Origin of the sequence: Pseudoalteromonas sp. Angola-4 (genome assembly GCF_028599265.1) — a bacterium.
GTDB classification, from domain to species: domain Bacteria; phylum Pseudomonadota; class Gammaproteobacteria; order Enterobacterales; family Alteromonadaceae; genus Pseudoalteromonas; species Pseudoalteromonas atlantica.
Genome location: NZ_JAQREK010000026.1, coordinates 15,043 through 40,713 on the forward strand (window position 1 = coordinate 15,043; position 25,671 = coordinate 40,713).

Sequence of the window (25,671 nt, forward strand, 5' to 3'; positions counted from 1 at the left end):
TAACTTGTATTAAATACAGGTATTACACGATAAAAGCCGCTGTTTAAGCGGCTTTTTTATAATTACAACGAGGATAAAGGTTAGCATGAGAATTTTATTACTGTTTTTAACCACACTACTTTTAAGCGCATGTAATTCTACACAAGGCGTGTCTGTTTACTCATTTACCAGCTCAGAAGTAGAAAGTGTGCTAGGTAAACAGTTGCCTAAGTTAAGCGAAAAGGTGAGCTTAATGGGGCTGCCAGTGCAGTTTGATGTAAACGATTTAAGTGTAAATATTGGTCCAGATAACCGTGATGTAGTAGTACTTGGTGCAGACTCAAGTGCAGAAATAAATGCATTTGCACTGAAATACCCAGTACGCTTAAAGCTGCAAATTGAAGGCAGCCCGTTTTACGACAGTGAAAAAAAAGCCGTGTTTTTACGCAATGTTAAACTACTAGATTCGAGTGTGGATGCTGGTGGCTTTAAAGGTAATTTAGCGGCGCTTGATAATGAAGCGATGGAAGTAATTAATGCTTTTTTAGCCCTCAACCCTGTTTATACGTTAAATATGGACGACCCTAAAATGATGCTGCTAAGCAAATTACCCCTTGATATGAAAGTGGTTGAAGGGGCAATTAAATTAGTACCGCGCCTTTAATGTACAGCACACTGCTTACGCTAGTTTTATTACCAAAACGTTTGGTTAATTAGATCGAGCCCAGTAAAATATACGTATTAATTAGCCTGTTTCTCAGGCTAATTAGGTTTTTATAATGGCAGCTTCGCGCAGCATACCTACCTCAAGACTCTCTCGATTTGCAAAGCTTGGCTCCTTAGCCGGTGGTGTTGCAACCAACATGCTTATAGATGGCACTAAAAGTGCGCTCTCGGGTAATGGTTGGAATAATAAAGCTTTACTCTTACAACCTAAAAACATAGAAAAACTAGCTGTTCAGCTAGCACACCTTCGTGGTGCTGCCATGAAACTAGGGCAATTACTGTCTATGGATGCTGGCGAGCTATTAAGTCCTGAACTTACTCAATTACTCGCATTGCTTCGCGCTGATGCAAACCCAATGCCGCACAATCAATTAGTTAAGGTACTTAAAAGTGAATGGGGTGAAAACTGGCTTAATCGTTTTTCGCATATTGAACTTAGGCCATTTGCAGCGGCGTCTATTGGCCAAGTGCACTTAGCTTATCAAGAAAATGGTGAAAAGCTGGCGGTAAAAATTCAATACCCAGGTATAGCGCAAAGTGTACATAGCGATGTAGACAATGTTATTGCACTATTAAACATTGCGCGGTTAATCCCTAAAGAGCTTGATATACAGCCACTAATAAATGAGGCTAAAGCGCAGCTACTTGCCGAGGCTGATTATGAACGCGAGGCACATTACCTTAACAGATACGGTGAGTTGCTAAGCCAGCACGTTAATTTTAAAGTGCCTAAAGTATATGGCGTTCACAACACTAAACGCATTTTGGCAATGGAGTATGTACAAGCAACGCCTATAGAAGCGCTTAGCAATTTACCTCAAGGTGAGCAAAATAACATTGCAGCTAGGCTCATAGATTTATTTTTTAAAGAAATGTTTGAGTTTAAGCTAATTCAAACCGACCCTAACTTTGCTAATTTTCATTATCAGACTCAGAGTAAGCAAATTGTGTTATTTGACTTTGGGGCAACCCGAGAGATCTCGAGTAAGTTGAGCAAGGCTTACCTGTCACTATTTATTGCAGGCACTGAAAACAATAGGGCGGGCGTGTTAAGCGCAGCACGTGAAATAGGTTATTCTAAAGATACCCTACTAGATTCTTACAAAAGCCATGTTATTGATTTGTTTTTAATGGCGTGTGAGCCGCTAAGAACCACTGGCGAGTTTGATTTTAAAAACAGCCCCTTAGCAACGAATATTAAAAATGCGGGGCTAGAGCTCAGCGCACAGTCGCAGCAATGGCATACACCGCCCGTTGATGCGTTGTTTATTCATCGTAAGCTAGCTGGGCTTTATTTAATTGCGGCAAAGTTAAATGCAAAAATAGATATTAACGCTTTATTTAAGCCTTATATTAAAGGCCACTTTATTTAACTGTTTAGCGCGTCACTTTATGGCATAATAATCGTGATATTTCGCGAGGACGATGTAATGATAAAACAATTTTTAAATGACCCCAAACTTTTACTTAATGCGGTAGGAGAGGGCATTTACGGCTTTGATTTATCGGGCAATGCGGTGTTTGTAAACCCAGCAGCTGAACGTATGACTGGCTGGAAAGCCCAAGAATTGTTGGGCAAAAAAATACATCAGTATCATCATCACAGCCACGCCGACGGCTCTCCTTATCCAGCCGATGAATGCCAAATATATTGCACCATGTTTGATGGAAAACGCCGCGAGGTTAAAAACGAAGTATTTTGGCGCAAAGACGGCACCTCGTTTGCCGTAGAATACACATCAACCCCTGTTTACAGGCAAGGTGAGTTAATTGGTGCGGTCGCGGTATTTCGCGATATATCGGCGCAGCAGCAAACCCAAAACGAGCTTAAGCAAGCGCTTGAGCAAGTCAAGCATTTAAGTGAGCAGCTGCAAGATGAAAATAACTACCTAATTGCAGAACTTAACGAAGACTGGCAAGACTCAGGTTTAGTTGGCCAAAGCCATGTTTTTCAAGCTATGTTGGCGCAAATTAAACTCGTTAGCGAAACCGACAGCACAGTATTAATTTTAGGTGAAAATGGAACAGGCAAAGAGCTGGTGGCGCGTAACTTACACCGGTTAAGTAAACGCAGTAATCAAGCTTTTATAAAAGTGAACTGCGCAGCGTTTACGCCAAGCTTGTTGGAGTCTGAATTATTTGGCCACGAGCGCGGTGCGTTTACCGGTGCAAACGAGCGACGTAAAGGCCGCTTTGAACTGGCCGACAAAGGCACGCTGTTTTTAGACGAAGTTGCTGAGCTGCCATTAGAAGCGCAAAGTAAATTGCTACGGGTATTACAAGAGCAAGAGTTTGAACGGGTTGGCGGTAGTACTACGCTTAAGGTAAATATTAGAGTATTGGCGGCAACCAATCGCGACTTATGGCAAATGGTGAAAAAAGGCACCTTTCGAATTGATTTATATTATCGCCTTAATGTGTTTCCTATTAAAGTGCCAGCGCTTAAAGAGCGCAAAGAAGACATTCCTTATTTATGCACCAATTTAATTACTCAACTAAATAAACGCTTAGCAAAGCAAATAAAAGGGGTGAGTAAAAAAGCGATTAGCCAACTACAAGCTTATGATTGGCCTGGTAATATTCGCGAGTTACAAAACGTACTAGAGCGCGAAGCTATTTTAACTAAACATACTGTCCTTAAACTGAGTCAGCCATTGCATGGCGATGCAAGCACAGCTGTAAATACATCACTTACGCTTGCAGAGGCGCAAAAACAGCACATTATTGCGGTGCTTGAATTGTCACAGTGGCAAATATCTGGCGATAAAGGCGCTGCTTGCAAATTAGGCTTGCCCGAGAGCACTTTGCGCTCAAAAATGCGTAAACTAGGAATAAGCAAAAGTACGTGATATATCGCGCTATTCGTTAAATATCGCGAATGAATTTTTTTCGCTAATTTATAAATGTATTTAATATCAATTACTTAACTTAGGTTTCAGCTTGGTCTGAAAGTTGCAAAAGTAGCATTAATACCGTCACTATTAAGTAGCTACTATGAAGTTTGATATTAAAGAAGAAGATATGATCATCAAGCCCTATAACACACCAGGGCCTATTTATATTCGTGAGCAAAAAGGCTTTTACCAACAAATACGCCGTAACCTTGGTTGGTTACTTATGCTTATGTTTATTGCCATTCCTTGGATTCAATACAAAGGTGAGCAAGCCGTACTACTTGATGTAGCCACGCAAAAGTTTACTATTTTTGGTTTAACCTTACTGCCGCAAGACTTTATGATTTTAGCGCTGCTATTTATGGTAGGCGCGTTTGCTTTGTTTTTTGTCACGAATTGGCTTGGCCGCGTGTGGTGTGGCTATACCTGCCCCCAAACAATCTGGATGTTAATGTTTAGTTGGGTTGAGCAACGTATAGAAGGTACTCGTAATCAACGTATAAAGTTAGATAAATCGCCATGGAGTACATTAAAGTGGCGTAAAAAAATAACAAAACACGCTGCGTGGCTTGTTATATCGCTGCTTACTGCAACGTCGTTTATGGCGTATTTTATTCCCGCTAAAAGTTTATACCTTGAAATGTTTACCTTACAGTGGTCGGGCATTACCAGCTTTTGGGTGTTTTTATTTGCATTTTGTACTTATGGAAATGCCGGCTTTTTACGCGAAAAAATGTGTAATGTGGCGTGTCCGTATTCTCGCTTTCAATCGGTGATGTTTGATAAAGATACATTGGTAGTGAGCTACGATGCAAAGCGCGGTGAAAACAGAGGCCCTCGTAAACGTAAAGCTGATCCTAAAGCCCTTAATTTAGGCGACTGCGTTGATTGTAATTTATGTGTAGAGGTATGCCCCGCGGGCATAGATATTCGTAACGGTTTGCAATACGAGTGTATAAATTGTGGCTTATGTATTGATGCCTGTGACGACACTATGGATAAATTTGGCTATCAAAAAGGGTTAATTAAATATGCCAGCGAAAAACAGCTAGAAGGTAAAAAAACCAATCCATTTAGGCTTAAATTAGTGGGGTATGGTGTATTAACAGGGGTATTACTTATTTCTATGATTGCGTGGGTATTGCAACGTACGCCAATAGAGGCATCGGTACTGCGCGACAGAAACGCATTATACCGTGTAAATTATGAAGGCTTGGTAGAAAACCCATACACACTCACTATTATCAATAAAACCCAGCAGCCATTGCACTACGGCGTAGCCATTGAAGGCCTACCTGTGGCCACACTTAGTGCGCCAAGCTCTATTTTGGTATTGCCAGGAGTGATGAAAAAAATTCCGGTTACAGTCACCGCTGATGGCTACGACATAGCAACAAAAGTGACCCCAGTTAGCTTTGTGATTACCGCCGTAGAAAACCCTGATATAGCGATTACTAAAACAAGCCAGTTTTATAAAAACTAGCAATGGCTTGGGCTAAAATTAGCTCACGCCATTATTTAATTGCGATGAAATAAAACGTTTTGCAGCATCTAGGTTATCAAATAAACATTGGTTAAAATCTACATCGCGTTTAGCGTTTTGCATTATTCGCTGCATTTGGCTTATAGCAATAGGGGAGGTGAGGACAAATGCACTTATCAAGCAGTTAGTGTGCTGCATATGTGTGCTTATGGCGACCATTTCTTGCTCTGCATCGGGCGTAGCTGCAAGTACACACGATGAGTCGCTTATGTAACCCCATTGCTTACCTTCAAATTCAGCCACTGTATCAAAAAGGGCAGTTTTAAAGTTGGCCAATAGCTCTAGGTCTAAATTTCCGCTAAATTGGGCAATAACTATATTGCCCTCAAAGGATAAAGTTACCTCAGCATGCTTATTTTTATACTTCATCGTAGGTTCCTAATTTCAATTAGTTTATAACTTATACCAATTTGCTTAATTAAGTTAGCTATCTTGAGGCTAGAAAAACGTGTTGATAGCTTGTCAAAAAATCCGCTATTTAGTTGTTCTTGGTAATTGCTCCTGCATTGCTCTCCCTTCTGCATCCATGCAGTCTTAAATGAAAGTTTTTTAACGAAGGTAGCGACACGTTTAGCCCCAAAAAAATGATTAAGTATTATTGCACATGGGTATTTAAAGCCCCTAAAGTGACTTTAAATAATTTAACGCGCCGGTAATAACAGCAACTTGCGCTTGAGTACACTGCTCATCTGAGGCAGTTGGGCTATCTGGGTATACTTCGGTTGTAGTTACATAAGGGGCATTGGTAAAGCCCATGCATAAGCCCAATTCGCGTGCTGCGTAATTGATAACGCCAAATTGTTCCTGCGGTACACCAATTAATTGATTGTTTTCATCACTGGGGGCAATGTGCGTCACCTTCTCAACACTATTTAAAATGGCTTTTTGAAACTCAGGTGCTGGTTTTTTGCTATCAGCCACTAAATAAAAACCATCTGGTATGTTCCAGTTGGTGTTAATTTTACCATCGCGAGCCGCCAAAGCAGGTCTAAATTCACTGTTGTCTGTGTCTGTGGTTTCGTGCAGATCAATATGCGCAACTAACTCAGTGTTTAGCGAGGCTACATATTTCATAATAGCTGCAGATTCTTGAGCAGGGCTGTTATCGTAAAAAGAGCGATTTGGATCAATAGCTTCTGGGTTCCAGCGGTTTATGGTTTCAAAACCCCACGGGCTAATACAAGGCGCAATAATAAAGTTAAAACGCGTTGTATAAGGTGCAACAGCGGTTTGAGCAAATGCCAGCGCACCCATAACGCCACTTGTTTCGTAGCCGTGCACACCCCCAGTAATTAACACGGTAGGGCGATCACTTTGCCAATTTTTACTTTTAAATAAATAAAGTGCAAAGCTAAGCGGCGAATAATTTAATTCGCCGTACTGCTCTACATCTAAAAACTCATTAGGCTGGGTAATTTTACTTACTACGAGCTGGTTATAATCGCGCTTTTTTTGTTGAAGTTGTAACCATGCTGCTTTATCACTGTCGTTCCATGGTTTATTAGGGGTACCAATTGGGTATAAAGTGTCGCTCATTGTGTGCCTTTAACTTGTCGCTTTATAAAGGCGTTAGCTTATCGCTGCAATTAACGGCCTGCAACTAGAAATGCTCAGTTACACCTGCCGTGTTTTCGTACAAGGTGGCGTTTTCACGTTTATGTTTTTCAAATAAATACTCACGTAATGCCTCTTTACCACTTTTGATACTGACAATTTTTGCGGCATAGCCTAAATTAGTTTTACGGACTAAATCTATAAGCAGAGTGACTTTTTTCTTATTGGGTAATTTAAACGTAATATGTTGCGCGTGGGTAAGGCTATAGCGATGATCGCGCGGCTTTAATAGCACGCCACTGCTTGAGAGCGAAAGCACATAAAAGCGCTCGCTTTGTAAATGCAGGTCTGAATAACGCCAGCTTCTGTCTACACCTTCGGTATCAATTACCTCAGGCGCACTCAGTACGGGGTTTAAGTAGCCGTCATCGTTGAGCTTAAACTCAAGCGGAAACCACAACTGATAATGGCCCACCTCAGCTAACATGGTTAATTTAGCGTGAGACAACAAACCTTTTAGTGTATCTGGCAAAGCCGTTTTTAAGCTAAGCTGCGAGTTATCGTTTGTATTGTCCTTGTTACTGCCTACAACAGACGAAATAAAACTTAACTCTTCCTTAGTTAAATCCATATTATTTCTCGTTTAATAAAAGCTTCACATTAAACTAATAGTGCAATTTGTTCAATATTCAAACGTAAAGTTTAAGCAAATTTAAACACCTGTTTAGAGTAAATACTTAAGACGAGTTGATCGTTTTAGGAGGTGTTTAGCGCAGTTTAAACACCCAATGTACACAGCCTTTGGGCTATTTATGAGGCCTGCTTGTACATGCTTTGGTTAACCACGCAGCCACTTTTAAGGCGGGGCGCGCCTTGGCGTTTAAACTGTGATAAAATTTATTTTTAATTTTAGTTTATTCAAGGTTTTATGGCGCAGTTTATTGCCACTCCAAGCTGGTTAGGACGTTTTTTTACGCGTATTAACACCGTTACTATTAAGCAAAGTTCACTCGTTATACATTTTAAAAATACTACTTCACGCGCCTATTTAATTAGCGACTTTACTAATTTTTCCCAATTTAAAAAAGGCCTGTTTAGCGCGAAAATAACCCTCAATCATAATAAAAAAACGGTAATTAGCTTTTTAAATAAACAGCAGGCTCAAACGCTTAGTGAGCAGCTAAACAGCGAGTTTGCCAATCACCTAGAAGAAAAAGTGAATACAGCAAAAACGCTTGTAAAACGTTATGCAACAAACGAGTATCTTCGCGACTCAAACGTGCCGTTATTAAAATCGGCGGTGTTTTCACTGGCACAGCAGTACGGCGCATTACCTGCACTATGGCAGCAGCATTTATCGGCCATTAATATTAAGTTTTTAACTATTTTAAGTAGCTCACCAACAGTAGCGCATGCCACAGAGCAGCTACGTAAAAGTTATGAGCAAAAAACACTAACGGCAAGAGCCGACTTTTATAATGTGGTTGAATCAAACCCGCTTACACACGAGCAACGCCTTGCTGTTATACGCAATAACGACAAAAATTTAGTGCTAGCGGCCGCAGGCACTGGCAAAACCTCAGTAATGGTTGCAAAGGCACTGGATTTAATTGCTCATGGTGGTGTAAAACCCGAGCAAATATTGATACTTGCTTATAATAAAAATGCAGCAAACGAATTAAATCAACGCTTTAATTTAAGGGCGCAACAAGCAAACTTAAACGTTACGCCGCCTACTATTTTAACCTTTCATGCGCTGGGGCTTAAGTTACTGCAAAGCGCTAATAAAACACGTAGCTTATCGCCTTTTGCAAACGATGCTATGGCGCTTAAAAAATGGTTTACACAGTGGCTTAGTAATACCCTAAAAACAGACTCACGTTTTTGTAAAACCTTTGTTGAGACACTGTACGAACCTACTGATAGCCTCAATACCGAAACTAGAGTCGCAACTAAAACCGCAACTAAAACCGCAATAAAAGCACAAACCTATCACACCCTATCGGGGCTAAAAGTAAGCAGTTATCAGCACTTATTAATTGCCAACTGGCTTTACATGTATGGTATTGAACACACTTACCAAAATGATGACACCGCCGATTTTTTCTTGCCACAGCACCAGGTTTACTTGGCGCATTTTGTGACAGATAGGCAAGGTAATTCAGTGCAGCATGCACCTAACTTACACAATAGCGAGCATATTAAATATGTACGCGCGCACCATAAAAAACATGGCCATGCATTGGTGCAAACATTTCATTATAACTGGCAAGAAGGTCAGCTTGAGCAGCGTTTAAAAGCACAACTACAAAAACATAAAGTGAACATTAACCCCGTAGATAACCACGCAGTGTACGAGCGTTTATCTGCAACAGGGCTGTTAAAGCAAAATATAAATAAGTACTTAAACTGCCTAAGCGCAATACGGGGTGAGCAACTATCTAACGCTCAAATTGCAGCGCGAATAGCTAAAAGTGGCATTATAAATCATAAAAGTTATGCAACATTATTGGTGGCAATGCAGCGTGCATACTACGAAAAATTAAAAGAGCAAGATGCTATTGATTTTGACGACATGATTGCAAGCGCAGCTCAGGCGGTTAAATTGGGGGAGGTAAGTGTACCTTGGCGCCATATTTTAGTTGATGAATTTCAAGATATTTCATGCGCACGCATGGCGTTTTTAAATACTTTAATAAAGAGTGGTCCGCAACCTTGTTTTACTGCGGTTGGCGATGATTGGCAGGCTATTTATCGGTTTTCGGGCGGTAATTTGGCGCTCACCACACAGTTTAACGATTTAATAGGCAGTCACTCACTCACGTTATTGCAAAAAACGTTTAGATATAACAACAGTATTAGTGAGGTAGCGGGGCGCTTTGTAATGCAAAACCCTGAACAATATAAAAAGTACATAACCACACATACGCAAGTAAGTACCCCTCAAGTTGTGTTACTTGACGATTTAAACCAAGGTAAAAAGTCAGTAGCACTAAAAGTGCAGCAAACTATAGCCACAATTAATAAAAATAATAACACAGCCAGTATTGCCGTATTGAGCCGTTATCGGTTTATGCTTAATGAGGTAGAGCAGCACTTAGCAGGTAACAACTTTGCTAACCCACTGCATTTTTGGACACTGCATGGCTCAAAAGGACTCGAGGCCGATTACTGTATTATTATAGGTTTTGAGCAGGGCAAGTTAGGTTTTCCAAGCAATAATCCGGGCAATTTACTTGTTGAGGCATTATTGCCCGCACCAGATACCTTTAATCATTCAGAGGAGCGACGTTTATTGTACGTAGGGATCACGCGCGCTAAGCATAAAAGCTATTTAATTGCTCCGCCATCTGCGTGTTCTGAATTTATTAGCGAGCTAATAAACGATAATTACCCTATTGATATAGCCTCTAATTTGTTTGTAAAACAGAGTAAGCATAATAAGTAAGATTAATGGTTAAATGTAAGAGTATTGGCTGCGTAAAACGCACATCGCGCTTTTTTAACTAGCAGGCAAACTTGCTTTATACACTAATGCCATGTGTCGCAATCATTGAGGCCCACATTTACTATTTAGCCTGCCATTACATGCTGTTAAACTTAACGCCTATTTAGATCATTTTTGAGAGCGTTATGCGTACCCGTGCTTTTTTTACTAAGCGAGTGAGCTTTATATTCGTTTTATTTACTTTATTTTCATTTAAAGGGGCTGCCCAGCAGCAAGAGCAAACCCTTATTTTAGCCGGTAGTACAATTAATAGTTGCAGTGCTAATGCGGCGCAAAGTTGCAATACGCAAAATAACTCAAAGTCACAAAGCGTGTTTAAGGTAACCAATACTAATATTGAGCAAATAAAATTAAATTGGCCGACTAACAATACAAATAACCAAGCAAATGTTTTAAATACCTTACGTGCGCTTAGTAGCAAAAATGCAAACGCAGTCTCTAAAAGTGAGCTGCTTTGGCAATGGCGCGATATAAACAACGAGCAACTTAATAGCCTAACAAAGCAAGAGTTTAACTTTGTGTTTGATATGCTTGAACAATCTCATGTAAACACCACCCCAAAATCTGAGCTACAAAGCAACGGTATATTGCAATTTATAGCGGGGAGCTTAAAGGTTGCTAACCCAACACCCACCTTATTAATTATTAGCGCAGCCCAGCGCGACCCATACGCACAGGTAGAGGCGCTTAAAACGCTTTTACCAAAAGGTGTAACCAGCCAATGGTTACCGCTTACACCTGCACTTGCTAAAGCAATTACTAACAATACCTGTAGTGATTTACCGGCGCTGCGTCACTCACAAATGAACCTGTATAATCGCAGCAATGTATACCCCGAGCTCATAAAGGCTGAGCAAACACTTTGTAATAATGGGGTTGAGGCGTTAGTTAATTTAATAAACACCAGCACCGGTGTTTTATTTAGCGACGGCAAGGCTAAAAATGCTTTAAAAGCACTGTATGATGAAAATAATACTGCCTACCCCTGGACGAATGCGCTTAAAACTCGCCCAGTTATTGTAGGGCTAGGTGCAGGAAGCAAAATACAAAGTGAAAACGTCTATCTCTCACAGCACCAAAGCGAAGCGGTATTAAAAGAAAAGCTTGCTCCACAGGCTACTTCACTTAACGGGTTAAACACGTTTACCTATGGCCCACTGAGCACCCGCTTTAGTGAGCAAAATCAAACGCTAAACCTAGCGGGTACATTAAATACCGCAAAGCAAAAAAACGGTGATATTAAGCACGGTTTTGGTATTGATGAAAACACAGCCCTCGTTGTTATTAAATCCAACAAAGGAAATTTAATGACCGTAATAGGGCAAAGTGGCGTTGCGTATTTAAGTACGCAGCAAAAAGCAAGTAGCTATAACTACTCGTACTGGCCTGCTCGCAGTGTAATAGATATTACTAATACCGGGTTTGAACTTAGCGAGCGCACCATTAGCCAAGCATTAGCGCCTGTTAAAATACCGCCTTTACCGGTGCAGCGTTTTGCCAATATTTTAACCGATTCAAAACTACGCTCGCTTACGCAAGCTATGTGCCTAAGCCAAGAGCAAAGTGCGGTAGGGCAACAAGATGACCTTTTAATAAATTTAACTGCCACAAAAAATACGGATTATTACCGCATTAATACCCAGCCGTATGGTTGCGCATTAAGTAATTTGTCACTGAATGTAGAGCGCTTTTAACCTTAAGCGCTAGTACTAAATATACTTAATAACCCGATACAAAGGTTTATGTTTATTTTAATGGGCTTTAAAATAGCGCCCAAGTAATTTATACCTATTCACTTAATTTAGTGGTTACGTTTTGCGAATAGGCATTAACCAAGCAGATTTTACAAAGAGCAATTTATGAATAATGAGCACGACATAATCGACAACCTAGCAGAGCTAGAGAACTTTTTAGTTATGGTAGAAAACGGCGGCTTAGGCTTAAAAGGTGTATCGGGTGTAGGTATGGCTACAAGCAATAAAGACGGCAGCCATTTTGTTGCAGTATTTGACGACAAACAACAGTTATTACTGGCGCGTGGCATAACAGCCGAGGTATTTGAAAACGGTAAAGATATGGTGCGTAACGGCGTAGGGCGTACACACTAATAAAAACTAAAAAGCGCCGTATGGCGCTTTTAACTGCTTAAAACTAACTCTAATATATTTAAAGCCTGTCGACTTGTTTTGAACTAATACTGGTCACAATATTATTTTCAAAACGGATCAATACAATATACATCCCACCAATTGAGCCTTTTAGTTTATAAGTAAACTCTTCTGTTTTAACTAATTTGTCGCCATTACCAATATCAACAGCTTCATTAAGCACATCTTTATAAAGTGGTGCGCCCACTACGGCTACAATGTCAGATTTAGTTTTACCCACACTTAATAGATTTCCGTTTTTAAGTCGAAAACTACCCTGAGCAAACGCAAAGCTTGAAATAAAAAGAGATAAAAGCAGGGGAAACACAATACGCTTTTTCATAAGTCATCCTTAAACACATAGTATTAAATGCTAGGTATACAAGGTAATACAGAAAAATGACAGTGAAAAAGAAATAAAGAGGAGGTTAAATGGTCGGTATGGCAGGATTTGAACCTGCGACCCCTGACACCCCATGACAGTGCGCTACCAAGCTGCGCTACATACCGACGTTGTTTGCAATAGTACGTATATTTTATTAAAAATCAATAAGTGATTGTTTGTTTGCGTGTTTATTATGCAAATGAGCTAAAAAACTTTAAGCTAAGGGCGTATCGCCCTTAGTAAGCACATGCCGTGCAGCGCATGTTAAGCCACCAAAGAACAACACGCCCTAATCTTTATTTAGCCATTGGTTGATCGAGTCATACATTTCATCGCGTATCAGCGGTTGTGCTTCTTTATTTGGATGTAATTGATCTCTTTGCATTAAGTTTGGCTTATCTGCCACATTAAGCATAAAAAAGTTAAGTAAATGAGCATTTGTTTTTTCACTTACTTGTGTAAAACTGTCAGTGAACATTTTACTGTAACGCGGCCCGTAATTAGGGGGAATATAAATTTCCATTAACGCGACCATGGCATTTTCAGCTTGGCTTTTTTCGATTAAATCCGTTAAGTTGGCCTGCATTTTTGTTACCGGAAAACCACGTAAACCATCATTAGCACCAAGCTCAATAAGTACATGGCTTGGTTGGTATTGCGCGAGTAAGGCATCTAGCCTGCGTAAAGCTCCACCGGTAGTTTCGCCACTAATACTGGCATTAATTAGCTCTATATTACGCTGCTCTGCATCGTATTTATCTTGTAACAATTTAACCCAGCCTTGCTCTTGTTTAAGCCCATAGGCTGCACTTAAACTGTCTCCAAGTATTAAAATCGTGTTGTCGGCCGCCGCACTAAGTGGTTTGATAACTAAAAATAAAACGAATACAAAACGTAGGATTGAATGAGTCATATGTCAGCGCTTTCTCAATTAAATATTATTCAAGTAAATGGTTTGTCTAAAGTAGTTTCTACCTTCGAAGGTGAGTTGCCCATCCTCAGCGACATCAGCTTTAATGTCAAGCATGGCGAGTCAGTTGCTATTGTTGGCACCTCTGGCTCAGGAAAATCCACGTTATTAAGTTTATTAGCGGGGCTAGATACCGCCAGCAGTGGTGAAATTACCCTTGATGGCGAGCCGCTACATAAATTAGATGAAGAGCAACGCGCAGCATTGCGTGCTGAAAAAGTAGGTTTTGTATTTCAATCTTTTATGTTGGTACAAAGCTTAACCGCGCTTGAAAACGTGATGCTGCCGGCAGAGCTTGCTGGCGAAAGCGATGCCAAAGAGCAAGCTCTTGCCCTATTAGAAAAAGTGGGGCTGAGCCATCGTATTGATCATTACCCATCGCAACTCTCTGGTGGTGAGCAGCAACGTGTAGCCATTGCCCGCGCTTTTATTGGCACACCTAAAATTTTATTTGCCGATGAGCCCTCTGCAAATTTAGACAGTAAAAACGGCAAAATGGTGGAGTCATTATTATTTGATTTAAACCAGCAGCACGGCACAACGCTAATTTTAGTAACTCACGATGAAGCACTCGCGCAAAAGTGCCAGCATATTGTACAAATTGAAGCGGGCTGCTTAGTTAAAAACTCAAAAGAGGACGTAGCGAATGTGGGCTAAGTTAGCACTTAAATTATTTGCGCGTGAATTTCGCCGCGGCGAACTTACAGTAATTAGTGCCGCCATTGCGCTGGCGGTATTAACGGTGCTCACACTGTCTATGGTGACTGAGCGAATAGCACAAAGCATAGCGCAAAAAAGTAGCGCGTTTATTGCCGCAGATAGAGTACTGGCAAGCGCCCATGAGCTAGATACGGCGTTTATTAGCAAAGCCAAACAAGAAAACTTACAAACTGCGCAAATGATCTACTTTGATACCATGTTATTTGCCAACGACGAGATGCAATTTACCTCGGTAAAAGCGGCGTCTAACGAATACCCGTTAAAAGGCGAGTTAAAAGTAAAATCATCGTTGCTTGGCGAAACACAAGTAGCGCAGGGCGGCCCAAAGCCTGGCAATGTGTGGCTAAGTGAATCGGTTTTTTACAGCTTAAATATTGATATTGGCAGCCAAGTAGAGCTAGGCGCAGCAGTATTTAATGTAGAAAAAGTGGTGGTTGAGGAGCCAGATGCGCCGTTTAATGTATTTTCGAGCAGCCGCAGAGTGCTTATAAATATTGCTGATGTTGCAAAAACTGAGGTTATTCAACCTGGCAGCCGAGTAAATTATCGCCAACTCTATGCAGGCGATGAATCAGATATAACGCGGTTTTATGAATGGTTAAAGCCGCAAATGGCTGAAAATCAACGTTGGTATGGCGTAAAAGATAGACAATCACCCATATCAAATAGCTTAAACCGTGCAGAAAGCTTTTTATTACTGGCCGGTTTGCTGGGCATTATTTTGGCTACGGTTGCTATTGCTGTGTCGGCAAAGCGTTATTGTGAGCGCCAATACGACCCCGTAGCAATGATGAAAACACTTGGCGGAAGCCGTGCATTAATTCGTAAAATATATTTTATGCACTTACTCATGGTGTGTGCTTTAGCGGTTATTGTGGGTTTAGCCATAGGCTACGGTTTACAAGAAATAGCCACTGGTTATTTAGCAAAAAGCATGGATATGAGCTTACCTGCCGCCGGGTTTAAACCTTGGCTGGTGGCCATTAGCACAGGGGTTATATGTGCGGTTATGTTCTCTATTAAGCCACTGCTTGATTTATTTGATATTCCACCGCTTAGAGTATTGCGCCGTAATTTAGGCGACAGACTAGCGGTAAGCCGTGTGCACTTAGGTTTAAGCGCGCTTACGGTGTTTTTATTAATGTGGTTATTTAGTAACAACATTAAAATAACGCTTATTTTATTTGTCTCTACGCTTGCTTTGATTGCGGTTTTGTTTGTTATTTCAAAACTAATATTTGGCGGTGGCCGTAAATTAGGCTTAAAACCAGGCAACAGCTGGTCGTTAGCTATTGCCTCTATACAAAAGCGTGCCAACGTAAATGCGGTGCAGCTTATTAGCTTTTCGTTGGCGATAAAATTGCTATTGTTTTTGATTGTGCTTAAAAATGACATGATCTCAGATTGGCAGTCTCAATTACCCGCCGATGCGCCTAATGCATTTTTAGTTAATATTACGCAAAACGAACTTGAGCCTGTAAATAATTACCTAGCAGAGAACGATATTTTAGTATCGGATTTTTATCCAACCATTCGTGGGCGAGTAAATGCGGTAAATGGCGAGCTTGTTGCGCGTAAAGTGTCGTTGCAAGATAACGAGAAAAAAGATGAAGAAGCGCGTTCAGGCATTGGCCGTGAGCTTAATCTAACCTGGCTTGATAATGTGCCAGCCCAAAACGAAATTGTGCAAGGGCAGTGGTTTGGCGAAGGCGCAGTGGGTGAGGCATCGGTTGAGGAGTCTATGCTGGAGCGCCTAGACGTAGAAATAGGCGACACTTTAACATTTTTAATTGGTGCGCAATCATTTGACGCCAAAATTACCAGTGTGCGTAAAGTAAATTGGGCGACGCTAAAACCTAACTTTTTTATTATTTTAAGCCCCGATGTGCTAAAAGATTTTCCGGCAACGTATATTTCATCAGTGCGTATTGAGCCAGAGCAAAAGAAAGCGTTTAGCCAGTTACTGCGCACTTATCCAACCATTACCGCAATCGATGTAGATAACTTTGTTAAGCAAATACAATCAACCATTGAGCAGGTGTCGTTAGCTATTGGCTTTGTGCTTGCTATTGTGGTTTTGTGTGGCGCATTAGTGCTTATATCTCAGGTGCAAGCGAGCCTTGGCGAGCGAATGCAGGAAATAGTAATACTGCGAACTTTAGGCGCCAAAGGGCGGTTAATAAAAAATGCGACGCTTTATGAGTTTTTGCTATTAGGTGGCTTAGCCGGGTTTGTAGCTGCATTATTTAGTGATGTAGCCTTATTGATTGTTCAGCAGCAAATGTTTGATTTAGCCGGTAAATTGCACCCGGCAATTTGGCTAATAGGGCCAGTGTCGGGCGGGGTGTTTGTAGCCGCGCTTGGCTACTTTATGATTGCCTGTAAACTTAAACAAAATACCCAAGGCTTAGTACGTGCTTTAGCCTAAGCTATACTTTTAACGCTAAACGCCCGCACTAAGTTGCGGGCGTTTTTGTTTTTACTCGCCACTGGTAATTTATACAGTGCTCTGGCATTATTACCGTTATTGAAAAATAACAATAATGAGTGTGCTGTTTGGCCATTATTTTAGGGATAGACCCAGGTTCACGTTTAACCGGTTATGGTGTGGTTGCGCATCAAGGCGCTAAATTTACCTATTTAGGAAGCGGGTGCATTAAATTAGCCGAGCATGAGTTCCCCATACGATTAAAAATGATCTACCAAGGGATCACGCAAATAATAGAGCAGTTCTCCCCCGAAACCTTTGCCATAGAAAAAGTATTTATGGCGCATAACCCGGATGCCGCGCTAAAACTGGGCCAAGCCCGAGGAGCCGCCATAGTGGGAGCCTCTATGGCCGACTTACCCGTATTTGAATACTCAGCACGGCAAATTAAACAAGCCGTGGTAGGTAATGGCGGCGCCGATAAGTCGCAAGTGCAACACATGGTAAAAAATATTTTAAAATTACCTGGCACACCGCAAGCCGATGCGGCCGATGCGCTTGCCATTGCAATTTGCCATGCGCACTCAGAACAAAATTTAATAAAACTAGCGGGTAGCGCAAGCAAAACCGTTAGAGGACGTTTAAGGAAATAATTATGATTGGCCGTTTAAATGGCACGTTAGTTGAAAAGCAACCGCCCGAAATTTTATTAGAAGTAAGCGGCGTAGGCTACGAAGTACAAATGCCCATGACCTGTTTTTACGACTTACCCAATATTGGCGAAAACGCCATCGTGTACACGCACTTTGTAGTACGCGAAGACGCACAACTATTATTTGGCTTTAATAATAAAACCGAACGCGCGCTTTTTAGAGAACTATTAAAAGCAAATGGTGTGGGCCCTAAACTAGGCCTAGCAATATTGTCGGGCATGTCGGCGCAACAATTTGTCAGTTGCGTAAACAACGAAGATGCCACAACATTGGTTAAATTACCGGGTGTGGGTAAAAAAACCGCTGAGCGTTTAGTGCTAGAAATGAAAGACCGCTTAAAAGATTGGGGTAACGATTTATTTACGCCATATAGCGATAATGCCGTTATAGAGCCTCCTAGCGATGCAACAATTGCCAATAATGCTGCAGACGATGCCGTATCGGCACTTGTTGCGCTTGGTTATAAATTGCCACAGGCGCAAAAAGCAGTAAAATCGGTAAGTAAACCCGATATGTCTACTGAGGTTCTTATTAAAGAATCTTTAAAATCAATGTTGTGAGTAACCCATGATTGAAGCTGATCGTTTAATTGACGCGAGCGAAAAAACCAACGAAGACACCATAGACCGCGCAATAAGGCCCAAGCTTTTAGCCGACTACAAAGGTCAGCCGCATGTTAAGCAGCAAATGGAAATATTTATTGAGGCAGCGCGCAGCCGCGGTGAAGCACTTGATCATCTATTAATATTTGGCCCGCCGGGCTTAGGTAAAACCACGCTTGCTAATATTGTTGCCAATGAGCTTAATGTAAGTATTAAAACCACTTCAGGCCCAGTACTTGAAAAAGCCGGCGACCTTGCTGCATTACTTACCAACCTTGAAGAAGGCGATGTGCTGTTTATTGATGAAATACACAGACTCAGCCCACAAGTTGAAGAAATACTTTACCCCGCAATGGAAGATTACCAACTCGATATTATGATTGGTGAAGGCCCCGCTGCACGCTCTATTAAATTAGACTTACCACCGTTTACGCTTATTGGCGCGACAACACGCGCAGGCTCACTTACCTCACCACTTAGAGACCGTTTTGGTATAGTGCAGCGCTTAGAGTTTTACTCGGTAGCTGACTTATCGCATATAGTGGGGCGCTCTGCACATTACCTAGATTTACAAATGTGCGACGATGGCGCTACCGAAATTGCAAAACGCTCACGAGGCACACCGCGTATAGCAAACCGCTTATTGCGCCGTGTGCGCGATTACACGCAAGTAAAATCAGATGGTACAGTAAATGCCTCCGTTGCCGAGCTTGCCCTTGATATGATTGACGTAGATAAAAGCGGGTTTGATTACATGGACCGTAAATACTTACTTGCCATTATCGAAAAATTTATGGGTGGGCCTGTAGGGCTAGATAATTTAGCCGCCGCCATAGGCGAAGAAAAAGAAACCATTGAAGATGTAATAGAGCCGTTTTTAATTCAACAAGGTTTTATACAGCGCACACCGCGCGGGCGAATTGTATCAGACAATGCGTATCATCACTTTGGTTTACTCCCAAAACAAGATTAGCCCCTCTTTAGCCTGTTACAGTAAATGTAGCGGGCTACTTCCTCTGTTAAATGTAATACCAATTTGCAATAACACTTAATCATTTTGCGAGGCAAACGTGTCGCTACCTGCGTTAAAAACTCTCATTTACGACTGCATGCAAAAGGTAGAGCAGTGCAGGAGCAATTGCCAAGAACAACGAAATAGCGAATTTTTTGCCTAGCTATCAACACGTTTTTCCAGCCTCAACATAGCTCACTTAATTAAGAAAATTAGTATAATTTTTTAAAACTTACTCAGCTTTCATCCACTTTGTTGCAAATGTAACCAATAAATTAAAATCGTTTTGTAATTCACTTAACGTTAAGACTGGCGTGGCTATGCTGCGTACCATTAAAACCAGTTAGCTTTAAAACAGTAGCAACATAAGAGACTAGATGCGGCGCTAATTGTGTTAATAAGTTTTACCTTGTAATAAACATGCTTTTTACTGAAAGTAGATAATTTAAAGATACGAGCGGGTAAAAAAAGATACTAAATACACCGTTGGCAATTAAACAGATTGTGTAATTTATACTTATTGTATGCCAAGTTGGCGGTAAAATTTAGGCAAAAAAAAGCCCGCATATAATGCGGGCAAACAACAAGTTGAAGGAAGTAATCTAGGGAACTACGTTTTACTTAATCAGGTTTTATCCAAAAAGAGTAAAACAATGTAATACGATTAAAAATCCTATTACTAAGAACTTGGCTTAATGAAAAATGTTTCATTCAGTGCGTAAGCTCGGTATGGGAGAATAATACGGAATAAGCATTTTTTGTTCAAACTAGAAAATTTAAATTTTCAGATAAGAAAAACTAATCTGATGAATTTTTTTGTTGTTCGAATCTTGTACGTTAATTATTCGTTAACTTTATAAGTGGCTGAAAATTAATAAATAACTGGTCTGAGCTGTATTGTTACAGTATTAGTTATATTAGTACATGCAAAGTGCCGTGAATTACTTTTGCGTGCTTATGCACTTTTTATGAATAAACGGTGCGTTTTATTAAGTTTACTGCGTATATTTACGCACTTTTGTAGTATTAAGTTGTGTTTTACTAAACGCGGTAGTCGCGTTTTAGAAACAAACAAGCGATTAAGCGTATGTTTAACGTTTTTTGTTGCCAATTCATAGCAATATCGTTGTCAGTAAACCCTTGACTCGATACACTAGATGCAACTTATGGCCGTTACAATGGTCTTATTTACACAAAATAACCAAATTGACGTTTTTTGAAATTATTTAGGAGTTTAACGTGGGATCAGGGCTTAATTTTTTAGATCTAATTCTAGAAGCCAGTTTGCTTGTGCAGTTAGTAATGCTAGCGCTAGTAGCAATGTCTGTTATGTCATGGGCAATTATTTTTCAGCGCAAAAAAGCAATTAGCGACGCCTTGTCTGATGCAAAAAAATTCGAACAAAAATTTTGGTCAGGTATCGACTTAAGCAAACTATACAACGAAATCTCATCACGTAGCGGTCAATCTCATGGTATTGAAGCGTTATTTACATCTGGCTTTAAAGAATTTGCACGCCATAAAAAGAACACCTTTCAAAGTGCTGGCATTGTAATGGAAGGTACGCATCGCTCTATGCGTGTGGCGCTGTCGCGTGAAATTGAAAAACTAGAATCGAGCTTATCGTTTTTAGCAACAGTGGGTTCGATTAGCCCATATATCGGCTTATTCGGTACGGTGTGGGGTATTATGAATGCCTTTATTGCACTTGGTGAAGTGAAGCAAGCAACATTACAAATGGTAGCGCCAGGTATTGCTGAGGCACTTATTGCAACTGCAATGGGCTTATTTGCGGCTATTCCGGCTGTTATTGCGTATAACCGCTTTGCTAATAAAGTTGAAAAACTAGAATCACACTACATCAACTTTATGGAAGAATTTGCCAATATTTTACACCGTCAAGCAGCTACCCAAATAGAGGCTAAAGCGAATGTATCAGCGTAAGAAGCGCCGTCCGGTCGCAGAAATTAATGTAGTACCTTACATTGATGTAATGTTGGTATTGCTAATTATATTTATGGCAACAGCACCGCTTATTACTCACGGTGTAAAAGTTGATTTACCAAAAATGGAAGAGTCGGATTTAGTTGATACTAAAGACACGCCACCCATTATTGCCTCAATTGACTCGGCAGGTAAGTACTATGTAAGCATAGGGACTGATCCAGAGGAGCCAATGGAAGCACTTGATGTGGCCGCAGTTATTAAGCTTCAGCTAATGAAAAACCCTGATGTACCAGTAATGATTAAAGGCTCTGGTAAGGTTTCTTACCAAGAAGTGTTGTTATTAATGGACTTTTTAAAGAATGCTGGCGTACCATCTGTGGGTTTAATGACAGAATCCTTTGAGGGGACACAGTAGTAACATGAATAGTTCTATAATCAAGTCAGTACTTTTACATTTAGGTTTAGGGGGCTTTTTGTGGGCAACTGCAAATATACATCCACCGGCACCTAAAGTAATGGAAGTGACTCTTAATTCGGCTATTCCTGAGCCTGATAATGCGGTTTCGGCGGTCACGGTTGATCAAAAACAAGTTGAGCAAAAAATTGCTGAGCTACAAAAAAAAGAAGATGCTAAAAAACGCGCTGAAGATAAACGCATTCGTGACTTAGAACGCAGAGCCGCCAATGCGCGTAAACAGCGTGAAGCCGAAGCGCGTAATATTAAAAAGCTAGAGCAACAGCGCAAAGCAAAAGAGAAAGAAAAAGCACAAGCTGAGGCTGAAGCTAAAAAAGCGCGCGAAATTGAACAAAAAGAGCGTGCTAAAGCAAAACAAGCCGAAAAGCAAAAGCAAGAGGCTGAAAACGCCGCTAAAGCTGCTGCAGATAAACGCAAAGCAGAAGAAGAGGCACTAAAAAAAGCCGAAGCAGAGCGTAAAAAGCGTGAAGCAGAAGCTAAAGAACGTGCAAAAGAAGCCGAGCGTAAACGTCAGCAAGCACTGCAAGAGCAAATGTTACAAGAACAACTTGCTAAAGAGCAGGCTGCACGTAGTAAAATACGCCAACAGCAAGTAGTAAGCGAAGTTGATAAGTACCGTGCTTTAATTATGGCGCGCATTCAGCAAAACTTACTGATTGATGAAAAAATGAAAAACCAACAGTGTCGAGTAAATATTCGTCTTGGGTTTAATGGTTTAGTAACGCAAGTTAAATCGTTAGGAGGTGATAAGCTAGTGTGTGAAGCTGCACTTAGAGCTGTGCGCATGGCCGATACATTACCTGTATCTAAAGACAAAGACGTATTCGAGCAACTTAAGAATATTAATTTAACAATCAAGCCAGAATTTTAAAGGAATGATATGTTCAGCAAAATTAAAATAGCCTTTGTAGTTATATTATTAGGGTTTCAGGGTGTAGCAAATGCGGCACTTGAAATTGTAATAACTGAAGGTGTAGACGGCGCACGTCCTATTGCCATCGTGCCTTTTAAATACAACGGTGTTGGCCCAATTCCACAAAAATTGAGCGATGTAATTGCTGCCGATTTAATGCGCAGTGGTAAATTTAAACCGGTAGATGTAGCACAAATGCCACAGCTTCCTAATAAAGACGGCGACATTGACTACGCAGCATGGGTAAACCAAGGTGTAGAAGCGGTTGTAGTAGGCGAGGTAGAGCAACAAACTGATGGGCGTTACTTAGTACGCTACGAATTAGTTGATGTTATTCGTGGGCAAATTACCGGTGGCCAAACTCAAATGATGAGCAGCGGTAAACTAGTAAAAAGCCAAGATCATATTTTAGAAGCACGCGAAAGCGTAATTGGTGAAAGTGGCTTTCGCCGTTATTCACACCGCATAAGCGATGTAGTATATGAAAAGCTAACCGGTGAAAAAGGCGCGTTTTTAACTAAAATTGCTTATGTAATCGTACGTGAAGACCAAGCTAAGCCATACCAATTAGTGGTTGCCGATTACGATGGCTTTAACGAGCAAGTATTATTGCGCTCAAAAGAGCCGTTAATGTCGCCAGCTTGGTCACCAGATGGTACTAAGCTTGCGTATGTAACGTTTGAAAACCGCCAAAGCCAAATTTACATTCAAGACCTATACTCAGGTAAGCGTGAGCTGATCACTAGTTACCGCGGTATTAACGGTGCACCGCAGTTTTCACCAGATGGCAAAAAAATGTTATTGGTGCTTTCTAAAGATAAAACAGGTGCAACTGAAGTTTACGTTTTAGATTTAGCAACCCGTAAAGAAACACGCCTTACACGCCACCGTAGTATAGATACTGAACCATCTTGGTATCCAAATGGCCAGGATATTGTGTTTACATCTGAAAGGGGTGGTAATGCCCAGATTTATAAGTTAAATTTAAGAACTGGTAGGTCACAACGATTGACCTTCGACGGCGATATGAACCTAGCGGGTTCTATAACGCCAGACAGTAAAGAATTAGTGATGGTTAACCGTACCAACGGGCAGTACCATCTTGCTAAGAAAGAGCTGGCTACAGGCGCGTTTCAAGTATTAACGCGAACTCGCCTTGATGAATCACCGAGCATAGCGCCAAACGGTTCGATGATCATTTATAGCACGCTTCATAATAATAAACAGGTACTCGCGCTGGTATCGATGGACGGTCGCTTTAAAGCACGTTTACCCGTGCTAGACGGACAAGTAAAGGCACCAGCTTGGTCGCCATATTTACAGTAATATTTGCTGGTTTACTCAAAAATAGGAATCTACTCAATGCAACTTAACAAAGTACTTAAAGGCCTGCTAATCGCTGTGCCAGTAATGACATTAGCCGCTTGTAGCTCATCTTCAGATATTGATGAAGGCGCAGCTAACCAATCAAATCAAAGTGCAGTTGAGCAATCAACAAACACGGATACAGTTGAAGTAGCAACAATTTCACCTGAACAACAAGCAGAAGAGCAACTTCGTCAAAAGTATGAAGCGCTTCGTCAAGAACAAATTATTTACTTTGACTTCGACAAAGCAACTGTTGAGAACAAGTACGCAGAATTACTTCGTGCACATGCTGAGTTTTTAGTTCAGAACCCTTCAGTAAAAGTATTAATTGAAGGTCACGCTGATGAGCGCGGTACGCCTGAGTACAACATTGCACTAGGTGAGCACCGTGGCCAAGCTGTAGAAAAATACCTACAAAGCTTAGGTGTTTCTGCTAGCCAAATGTCAGTAGTTAGCTACGGTGAAGAGAAACCAATGGTTAAATCTCGCACTGAATCAGCTTTCGCTAAAAACCGCCGTGCGGTACTAGTTTACTAAGATAAGAGATATTATGAAGCCGAAAATTATTTTGGCAGCCATGATATTGAGCGGGAGCACCCAAGTTTTGGCTGCTCCCGCTCCTGTTTCAGAAGCTGCAAGTTCACAGTCGAGCATAGAGAAGCGTTTAGCGTCACTAGAAAACATGATGCAGTCGCGAAACTTATTACAAGTTGAATTACAGCAACAACTTAATCTACTTCAAGATGAAGTAAGCCAAATTCGCGGTGTTACTGAAGAGCAAAGTTATAAACTTGAAAAAGTACTTCAGCGCCAGCGTGAGCTTTATCAAGAAATAGAAAACCGCGTAAGCCAAGCGTACACACAACCCGCTGCTGCGCCTGCAACCGATTACACGCAATCGAGCGACGCACAAACCTATAGCAGTGACTTATCTGAAAACGAAGCGTATGAGCGTGCAGTAGCGCTAATAATGAAAGATAAACGCTACGACCAAGCTATTCCTGAGTTTCAAACATTTTTAACAACCTATCCTAATTCTGTGTATGCCTCTAATGCACATTATTGGCTTGGGCAGTTGCTGACTATTAAAAATGATGGTGTAAAAGCAAGTGAGCACTTTAAAGTTGTGGTTAATGAGTTTCCTAACTCAAATAAACGACCAGATGCCATGTTAAAGTTAGGCACGCTTTTACAAGAGCAAGGCCTGAATCAAGAGGCACAAAAAATATTGGGTGATCTAATTAACCAATATCCAAGTACAACTGCTGCAAAACTTGCAACCGAGCGTCTAGCTAATTAGGACGCATTTAAGCGGTGTATTTAAAGCTCAAACTACATAGAAATACTCGGCGAATCTTGTATTTGCATGTAGTTTGAGCACAAACGCTTTAATTTTGCTCACCTAGGCATAAAAACTGAAAAAAAGAGACATTTTCGGTTGCACTCATTTTATAAATAAGTATTATAAGCGCCCGCAGCAAACGAATGGTTACCCCACTCAAAATGCGGCAAAAAGAGCGGGTCATTAGCTCAGTTGGTAGAGCAGTGGACTTTTAATCCATTGGTCGATGGTTCAAGTCCATCATGACCCACCATTCTTTATTAAGGTAAAGATTGGTTCAATCGGCGGATTTACGCAGCTCACTTAAATAGTAAGCAGACAGAGCGGGTCATTAGCTCAGTTGGTAGAGCAGTGGACTTTTAATCCATTGGTCGATGGTTCAAGTCCATCATGACCCACCATTCTTTATTAAGGTAAAGATTGGTTCAATCGGCGGATTTACGCA

At 41.0% G+C, this 25,671-nt stretch carries 23 protein-coding genes and 3 tRNA genes; 20 read left to right on the forward strand and 6 right to left on the reverse strand.

Going from position 1 to position 25,671, the window contains the following annotated elements; translation table 11 throughout:
* The first annotated feature begins 85 nt into the window (after positions 1-85).
* From PSH48_RS19285 to ccoG, 4 genes are all read left to right on the forward strand, one after another.
* Positions 86-643: a DUF1439 domain-containing protein gene (locus tag PSH48_RS19285; RefSeq protein WP_029773554.1), complete on the forward strand. Its 558-nt coding sequence runs from the start codon at positions 86-88 to the stop codon at positions 641-643.
* Positions 644-758: 115 nt separating this feature from the next.
* Positions 759-2,078 carry an ABC1 kinase family protein gene (locus PSH48_RS19290; protein WP_273612154.1) on the forward strand — a complete coding sequence of 440 codons (1,320 nt, stop codon included), beginning with the start codon at positions 759-761 and terminating at the stop codon, positions 2,076-2,078.
* Positions 2,079-2,135: 57 nt separating this feature from the next.
* The gene (locus tag PSH48_RS19295) at positions 2,136-3,554 is read left to right on the forward strand and encodes a sigma-54 interaction domain-containing protein (RefSeq protein WP_273612155.1); all 1,419 of its coding nucleotides are present in this window, start codon (positions 2,136-2,138) and stop codon (positions 3,552-3,554) included.
* Between the two features lie 145 nt (positions 3,555-3,699).
* Complete coding sequence (ccoG, locus tag PSH48_RS19300) at positions 3,700-5,082, forward strand: cytochrome c oxidase accessory protein CcoG (protein ID WP_273612156.1); 1,383 nt, start codon at positions 3,700-3,702, stop codon at positions 5,080-5,082.
* Between the two features lie 18 nt (positions 5,083-5,100).
* Here ccoG and PSH48_RS19305 read toward each other — a convergent pair whose 3' ends face one another.
* The 3 genes from PSH48_RS19305 to PSH48_RS19315 form a co-directional block, all read right to left on the reverse strand.
* Positions 5,101-5,511 carry a hypothetical protein gene (locus PSH48_RS19305; RefSeq protein WP_273612157.1) on the reverse strand — a complete coding sequence of 137 codons (411 nt, stop codon included), beginning with the start codon at positions 5,509-5,511 and terminating at the stop codon, positions 5,101-5,103.
* A 252-nt stretch (positions 5,512-5,763) separates the two neighbouring features.
* Positions 5,764-6,678, reverse strand: coding sequence for a M14 family metallopeptidase (locus PSH48_RS19310; protein WP_273612158.1), 915 nt, complete (start codon positions 6,676-6,678; stop codon positions 5,764-5,766).
* 64 nt (positions 6,679-6,742) lie between these two features.
* Positions 6,743-7,327: a hypothetical protein gene (locus PSH48_RS19315; RefSeq protein ID WP_024032189.1), complete on the reverse strand. Its 585-nt coding sequence runs from the start codon at positions 7,325-7,327 to the stop codon at positions 6,743-6,745.
* Between the two features lie 297 nt (positions 7,328-7,624).
* Between PSH48_RS19315 and PSH48_RS19320 the strand changes: the two genes are divergently transcribed.
* From PSH48_RS19320 to PSH48_RS19330, 3 genes are all read left to right on the forward strand, one after another.
* Positions 7,625-10,144, forward strand: a complete 2,520-nt coding sequence (locus PSH48_RS19320; RefSeq protein WP_273612159.1) for a UvrD-helicase domain-containing protein — start codon at positions 7,625-7,627, stop codon at positions 10,142-10,144.
* Between the two features lie 185 nt (positions 10,145-10,329).
* A complete protein-coding gene (locus PSH48_RS19325) occupies positions 10,330-11,898 on the forward strand; it encodes a cyanophycinase (RefSeq protein WP_273612160.1) in 1,569 nt (522 codons plus the stop codon).
* A 165-nt stretch (positions 11,899-12,063) separates the two neighbouring features.
* On the forward strand, positions 12,064-12,312 hold the full coding sequence (locus PSH48_RS19330) for a hypothetical protein (RefSeq protein ID WP_004587250.1): 249 nt from the start codon (positions 12,064-12,066) through the stop codon (positions 12,310-12,312).
* 58 nt (positions 12,313-12,370) lie between these two features.
* On the opposite strand, the gene PSH48_RS19335 is transcribed toward PSH48_RS19330, so the two are convergent.
* From PSH48_RS19335 to PSH48_RS19345, 3 genes are all read right to left on the reverse strand, one after another.
* Positions 12,371-12,694 carry a DUF2845 domain-containing protein gene (locus tag PSH48_RS19335; protein WP_054983647.1) on the reverse strand — a complete coding sequence of 108 codons (324 nt, stop codon included), beginning with the start codon at positions 12,692-12,694 and terminating at the stop codon, positions 12,371-12,373.
* A gap of 90 nt (positions 12,695-12,784) precedes the next feature.
* Positions 12,785-12,861 (reverse strand) — tRNA-Pro (locus tag PSH48_RS19340).
* Between the two features lie 164 nt (positions 12,862-13,025).
* A complete protein-coding gene (locus PSH48_RS19345; RefSeq protein ID WP_024032180.1) occupies positions 13,026-13,649 on the reverse strand; it encodes an arylesterase in 624 nt (207 codons plus the stop codon).
* Here PSH48_RS19345 and PSH48_RS19350 point away from each other — a divergent pair, their 5' ends adjacent.
* The 13 genes from PSH48_RS19350 to PSH48_RS19410 all read left to right on the forward strand — a co-directional run bounded on the left by PSH48_RS19350 (position 13,650) and on the right by PSH48_RS19410 (position 25,627).
* Positions 13,650-14,363, forward strand: a complete 714-nt coding sequence (locus tag PSH48_RS19350) for an ABC transporter ATP-binding protein (protein ID WP_004587268.1) — start codon at positions 13,650-13,652, stop codon at positions 14,361-14,363.
* The gene (locus PSH48_RS19355; protein WP_273612161.1) at positions 14,353-16,854 is read left to right on the forward strand and encodes an ABC transporter permease; all 2,502 of its coding nucleotides are present in this window, start codon (positions 14,353-14,355) and stop codon (positions 16,852-16,854) included. The genes PSH48_RS19350 and PSH48_RS19355 overlap by 11 nt, the downstream gene beginning before the upstream one ends.
* A 128-nt stretch (positions 16,855-16,982) precedes the next feature.
* Positions 16,983-17,507, forward strand: coding sequence for a crossover junction endodeoxyribonuclease RuvC (gene ruvC, locus PSH48_RS19360; protein WP_004587270.1), 525 nt, complete (start codon positions 16,983-16,985; stop codon positions 17,505-17,507).
* Positions 17,508-17,509: 2 nt separating this feature from the next.
* Entirely contained in the window at positions 17,510-18,127 is a 618-nt protein-coding gene (gene ruvA, locus PSH48_RS19365) for a Holliday junction branch migration protein RuvA (protein ID WP_004587271.1), read from the forward strand.
* 7 nt (positions 18,128-18,134) lie between these two features.
* Positions 18,135-19,142, forward strand: coding sequence for a Holliday junction branch migration DNA helicase RuvB (gene ruvB, locus PSH48_RS19370; protein ID WP_004587272.1), 1,008 nt, complete (start codon positions 18,135-18,137; stop codon positions 19,140-19,142).
* Between the two features lie 1,278 nt (positions 19,143-20,420).
* Entirely contained in the window at positions 20,421-21,125 is a 705-nt protein-coding gene (tolQ, locus tag PSH48_RS19375; RefSeq protein WP_004587273.1) for a protein TolQ, read from the forward strand.
* The gene (gene tolR / locus PSH48_RS19380; protein WP_004587274.1) at positions 21,112-21,543 is read left to right on the forward strand and encodes a protein TolR; all 432 of its coding nucleotides are present in this window, start codon (positions 21,112-21,114) and stop codon (positions 21,541-21,543) included. The genes tolQ and tolR overlap by 14 nt, the downstream gene beginning before the upstream one ends.
* Positions 21,544-21,547: 4 nt before the next feature.
* Entirely contained in the window at positions 21,548-22,474 is a 927-nt protein-coding gene (gene tolA, locus PSH48_RS19385; protein ID WP_024032176.1) for a cell envelope integrity protein TolA, read from the forward strand.
* A 9-nt stretch (positions 22,475-22,483) separates the two neighbouring features.
* The gene (gene tolB, locus PSH48_RS19390; RefSeq protein WP_004587276.1) at positions 22,484-23,842 is read left to right on the forward strand and encodes a Tol-Pal system beta propeller repeat protein TolB; all 1,359 of its coding nucleotides are present in this window, start codon (positions 22,484-22,486) and stop codon (positions 23,840-23,842) included.
* A gap of 36 nt (positions 23,843-23,878) precedes the next feature.
* The gene (gene pal / locus PSH48_RS19395) at positions 23,879-24,421 is read left to right on the forward strand and encodes a peptidoglycan-associated lipoprotein Pal (RefSeq protein ID WP_004587277.1); all 543 of its coding nucleotides are present in this window, start codon (positions 23,879-23,881) and stop codon (positions 24,419-24,421) included.
* Between the two features lie 13 nt (positions 24,422-24,434).
* Positions 24,435-25,184, forward strand: a complete 750-nt coding sequence (gene ybgF / locus PSH48_RS19400) for a tol-pal system protein YbgF (RefSeq protein WP_004587278.1) — start codon at positions 24,435-24,437, stop codon at positions 25,182-25,184.
* A gap of 219 nt (positions 25,185-25,403) precedes the next feature.
* Positions 25,404-25,479: transfer RNA gene (locus PSH48_RS19405), tRNA-Lys, on the forward strand.
* Between the two features lie 72 nt (positions 25,480-25,551).
* Positions 25,552-25,627: transfer RNA gene (locus PSH48_RS19410), tRNA-Lys, on the forward strand.
* Positions 25,628-25,671: the final 44 nt, after the last annotated feature.

What these genes read in the sequence shown, in the direction of transcription:
- PSH48_RS19285 (WP_029773554.1), top strand. Translation starts at nt 86, where the DNA reads ATGAGAATTTTATTACTGTTTTTAACCACACTACTTTTAAGCGCATGT.
- PSH48_RS19290 (WP_273612154.1), top strand. Translation starts at nt 759, where the DNA reads ATGGCAGCTTCGCGCAGCATACCTACCTCAAGACTCTCTCGATTTGCA.
- PSH48_RS19295 (WP_273612155.1), top strand. Translation starts at nt 2,136, where the DNA reads ATGATAAAACAATTTTTAAATGACCCCAAACTTTTACTTAATGCGGTA.
- ccoG (WP_273612156.1), top strand. Translation starts at nt 3,700, where the DNA reads ATGAAGTTTGATATTAAAGAAGAAGATATGATCATCAAGCCCTATAAC.
- PSH48_RS19305 (WP_273612157.1), bottom strand. Translation starts at nt 5,511, where the DNA reads ATGAAGTATAAAAATAAGCATGCTGAGGTAACTTTATCCTTTGAGGGC.
- PSH48_RS19310 (WP_273612158.1), bottom strand. Translation starts at nt 6,678, where the DNA reads ATGAGCGACACTTTATACCCAATTGGTACCCCTAATAAACCATGGAAC.
- PSH48_RS19315 (WP_024032189.1), bottom strand. Translation starts at nt 7,327, where the DNA reads ATGGATTTAACTAAGGAAGAGTTAAGTTTTATTTCGTCTGTTGTAGGC.
- PSH48_RS19320 (WP_273612159.1), top strand. Translation starts at nt 7,625, where the DNA reads ATGGCGCAGTTTATTGCCACTCCAAGCTGGTTAGGACGTTTTTTTACG.
- PSH48_RS19325 (WP_273612160.1), top strand. Translation starts at nt 10,330, where the DNA reads ATGCGTACCCGTGCTTTTTTTACTAAGCGAGTGAGCTTTATATTCGTT.
- PSH48_RS19330 (WP_004587250.1), top strand. Translation starts at nt 12,064, where the DNA reads ATGAATAATGAGCACGACATAATCGACAACCTAGCAGAGCTAGAGAAC.
- PSH48_RS19335 (WP_054983647.1), bottom strand. Translation starts at nt 12,694, where the DNA reads ATGAAAAAGCGTATTGTGTTTCCCCTGCTTTTATCTCTTTTTATTTCA.
- PSH48_RS19345 (WP_024032180.1), bottom strand. Translation starts at nt 13,649, where the DNA reads ATGACTCATTCAATCCTACGTTTTGTATTCGTTTTATTTTTAGTTATC.
- PSH48_RS19350 (WP_004587268.1), top strand. Translation starts at nt 13,650, where the DNA reads ATGTCAGCGCTTTCTCAATTAAATATTATTCAAGTAAATGGTTTGTCT.
- PSH48_RS19355 (WP_273612161.1), top strand. Translation starts at nt 14,353, where the DNA reads ATGTGGGCTAAGTTAGCACTTAAATTATTTGCGCGTGAATTTCGCCGC.
- ruvA (WP_004587271.1), top strand. Translation starts at nt 17,510, where the DNA reads ATGATTGGCCGTTTAAATGGCACGTTAGTTGAAAAGCAACCGCCCGAA.
- ruvB (WP_004587272.1), top strand. Translation starts at nt 18,135, where the DNA reads ATGATTGAAGCTGATCGTTTAATTGACGCGAGCGAAAAAACCAACGAA.
- tolR (WP_004587274.1), top strand. Translation starts at nt 21,112, where the DNA reads ATGTATCAGCGTAAGAAGCGCCGTCCGGTCGCAGAAATTAATGTAGTA.
- tolA (WP_024032176.1), top strand. Translation starts at nt 21,548, where the DNA reads ATGAATAGTTCTATAATCAAGTCAGTACTTTTACATTTAGGTTTAGGG.
- tolB (WP_004587276.1), top strand. Translation starts at nt 22,484, where the DNA reads ATGTTCAGCAAAATTAAAATAGCCTTTGTAGTTATATTATTAGGGTTT.
- pal (WP_004587277.1), top strand. Translation starts at nt 23,879, where the DNA reads ATGCAACTTAACAAAGTACTTAAAGGCCTGCTAATCGCTGTGCCAGTA.
- ybgF (WP_004587278.1), top strand. Translation starts at nt 24,435, where the DNA reads ATGAAGCCGAAAATTATTTTGGCAGCCATGATATTGAGCGGGAGCACC.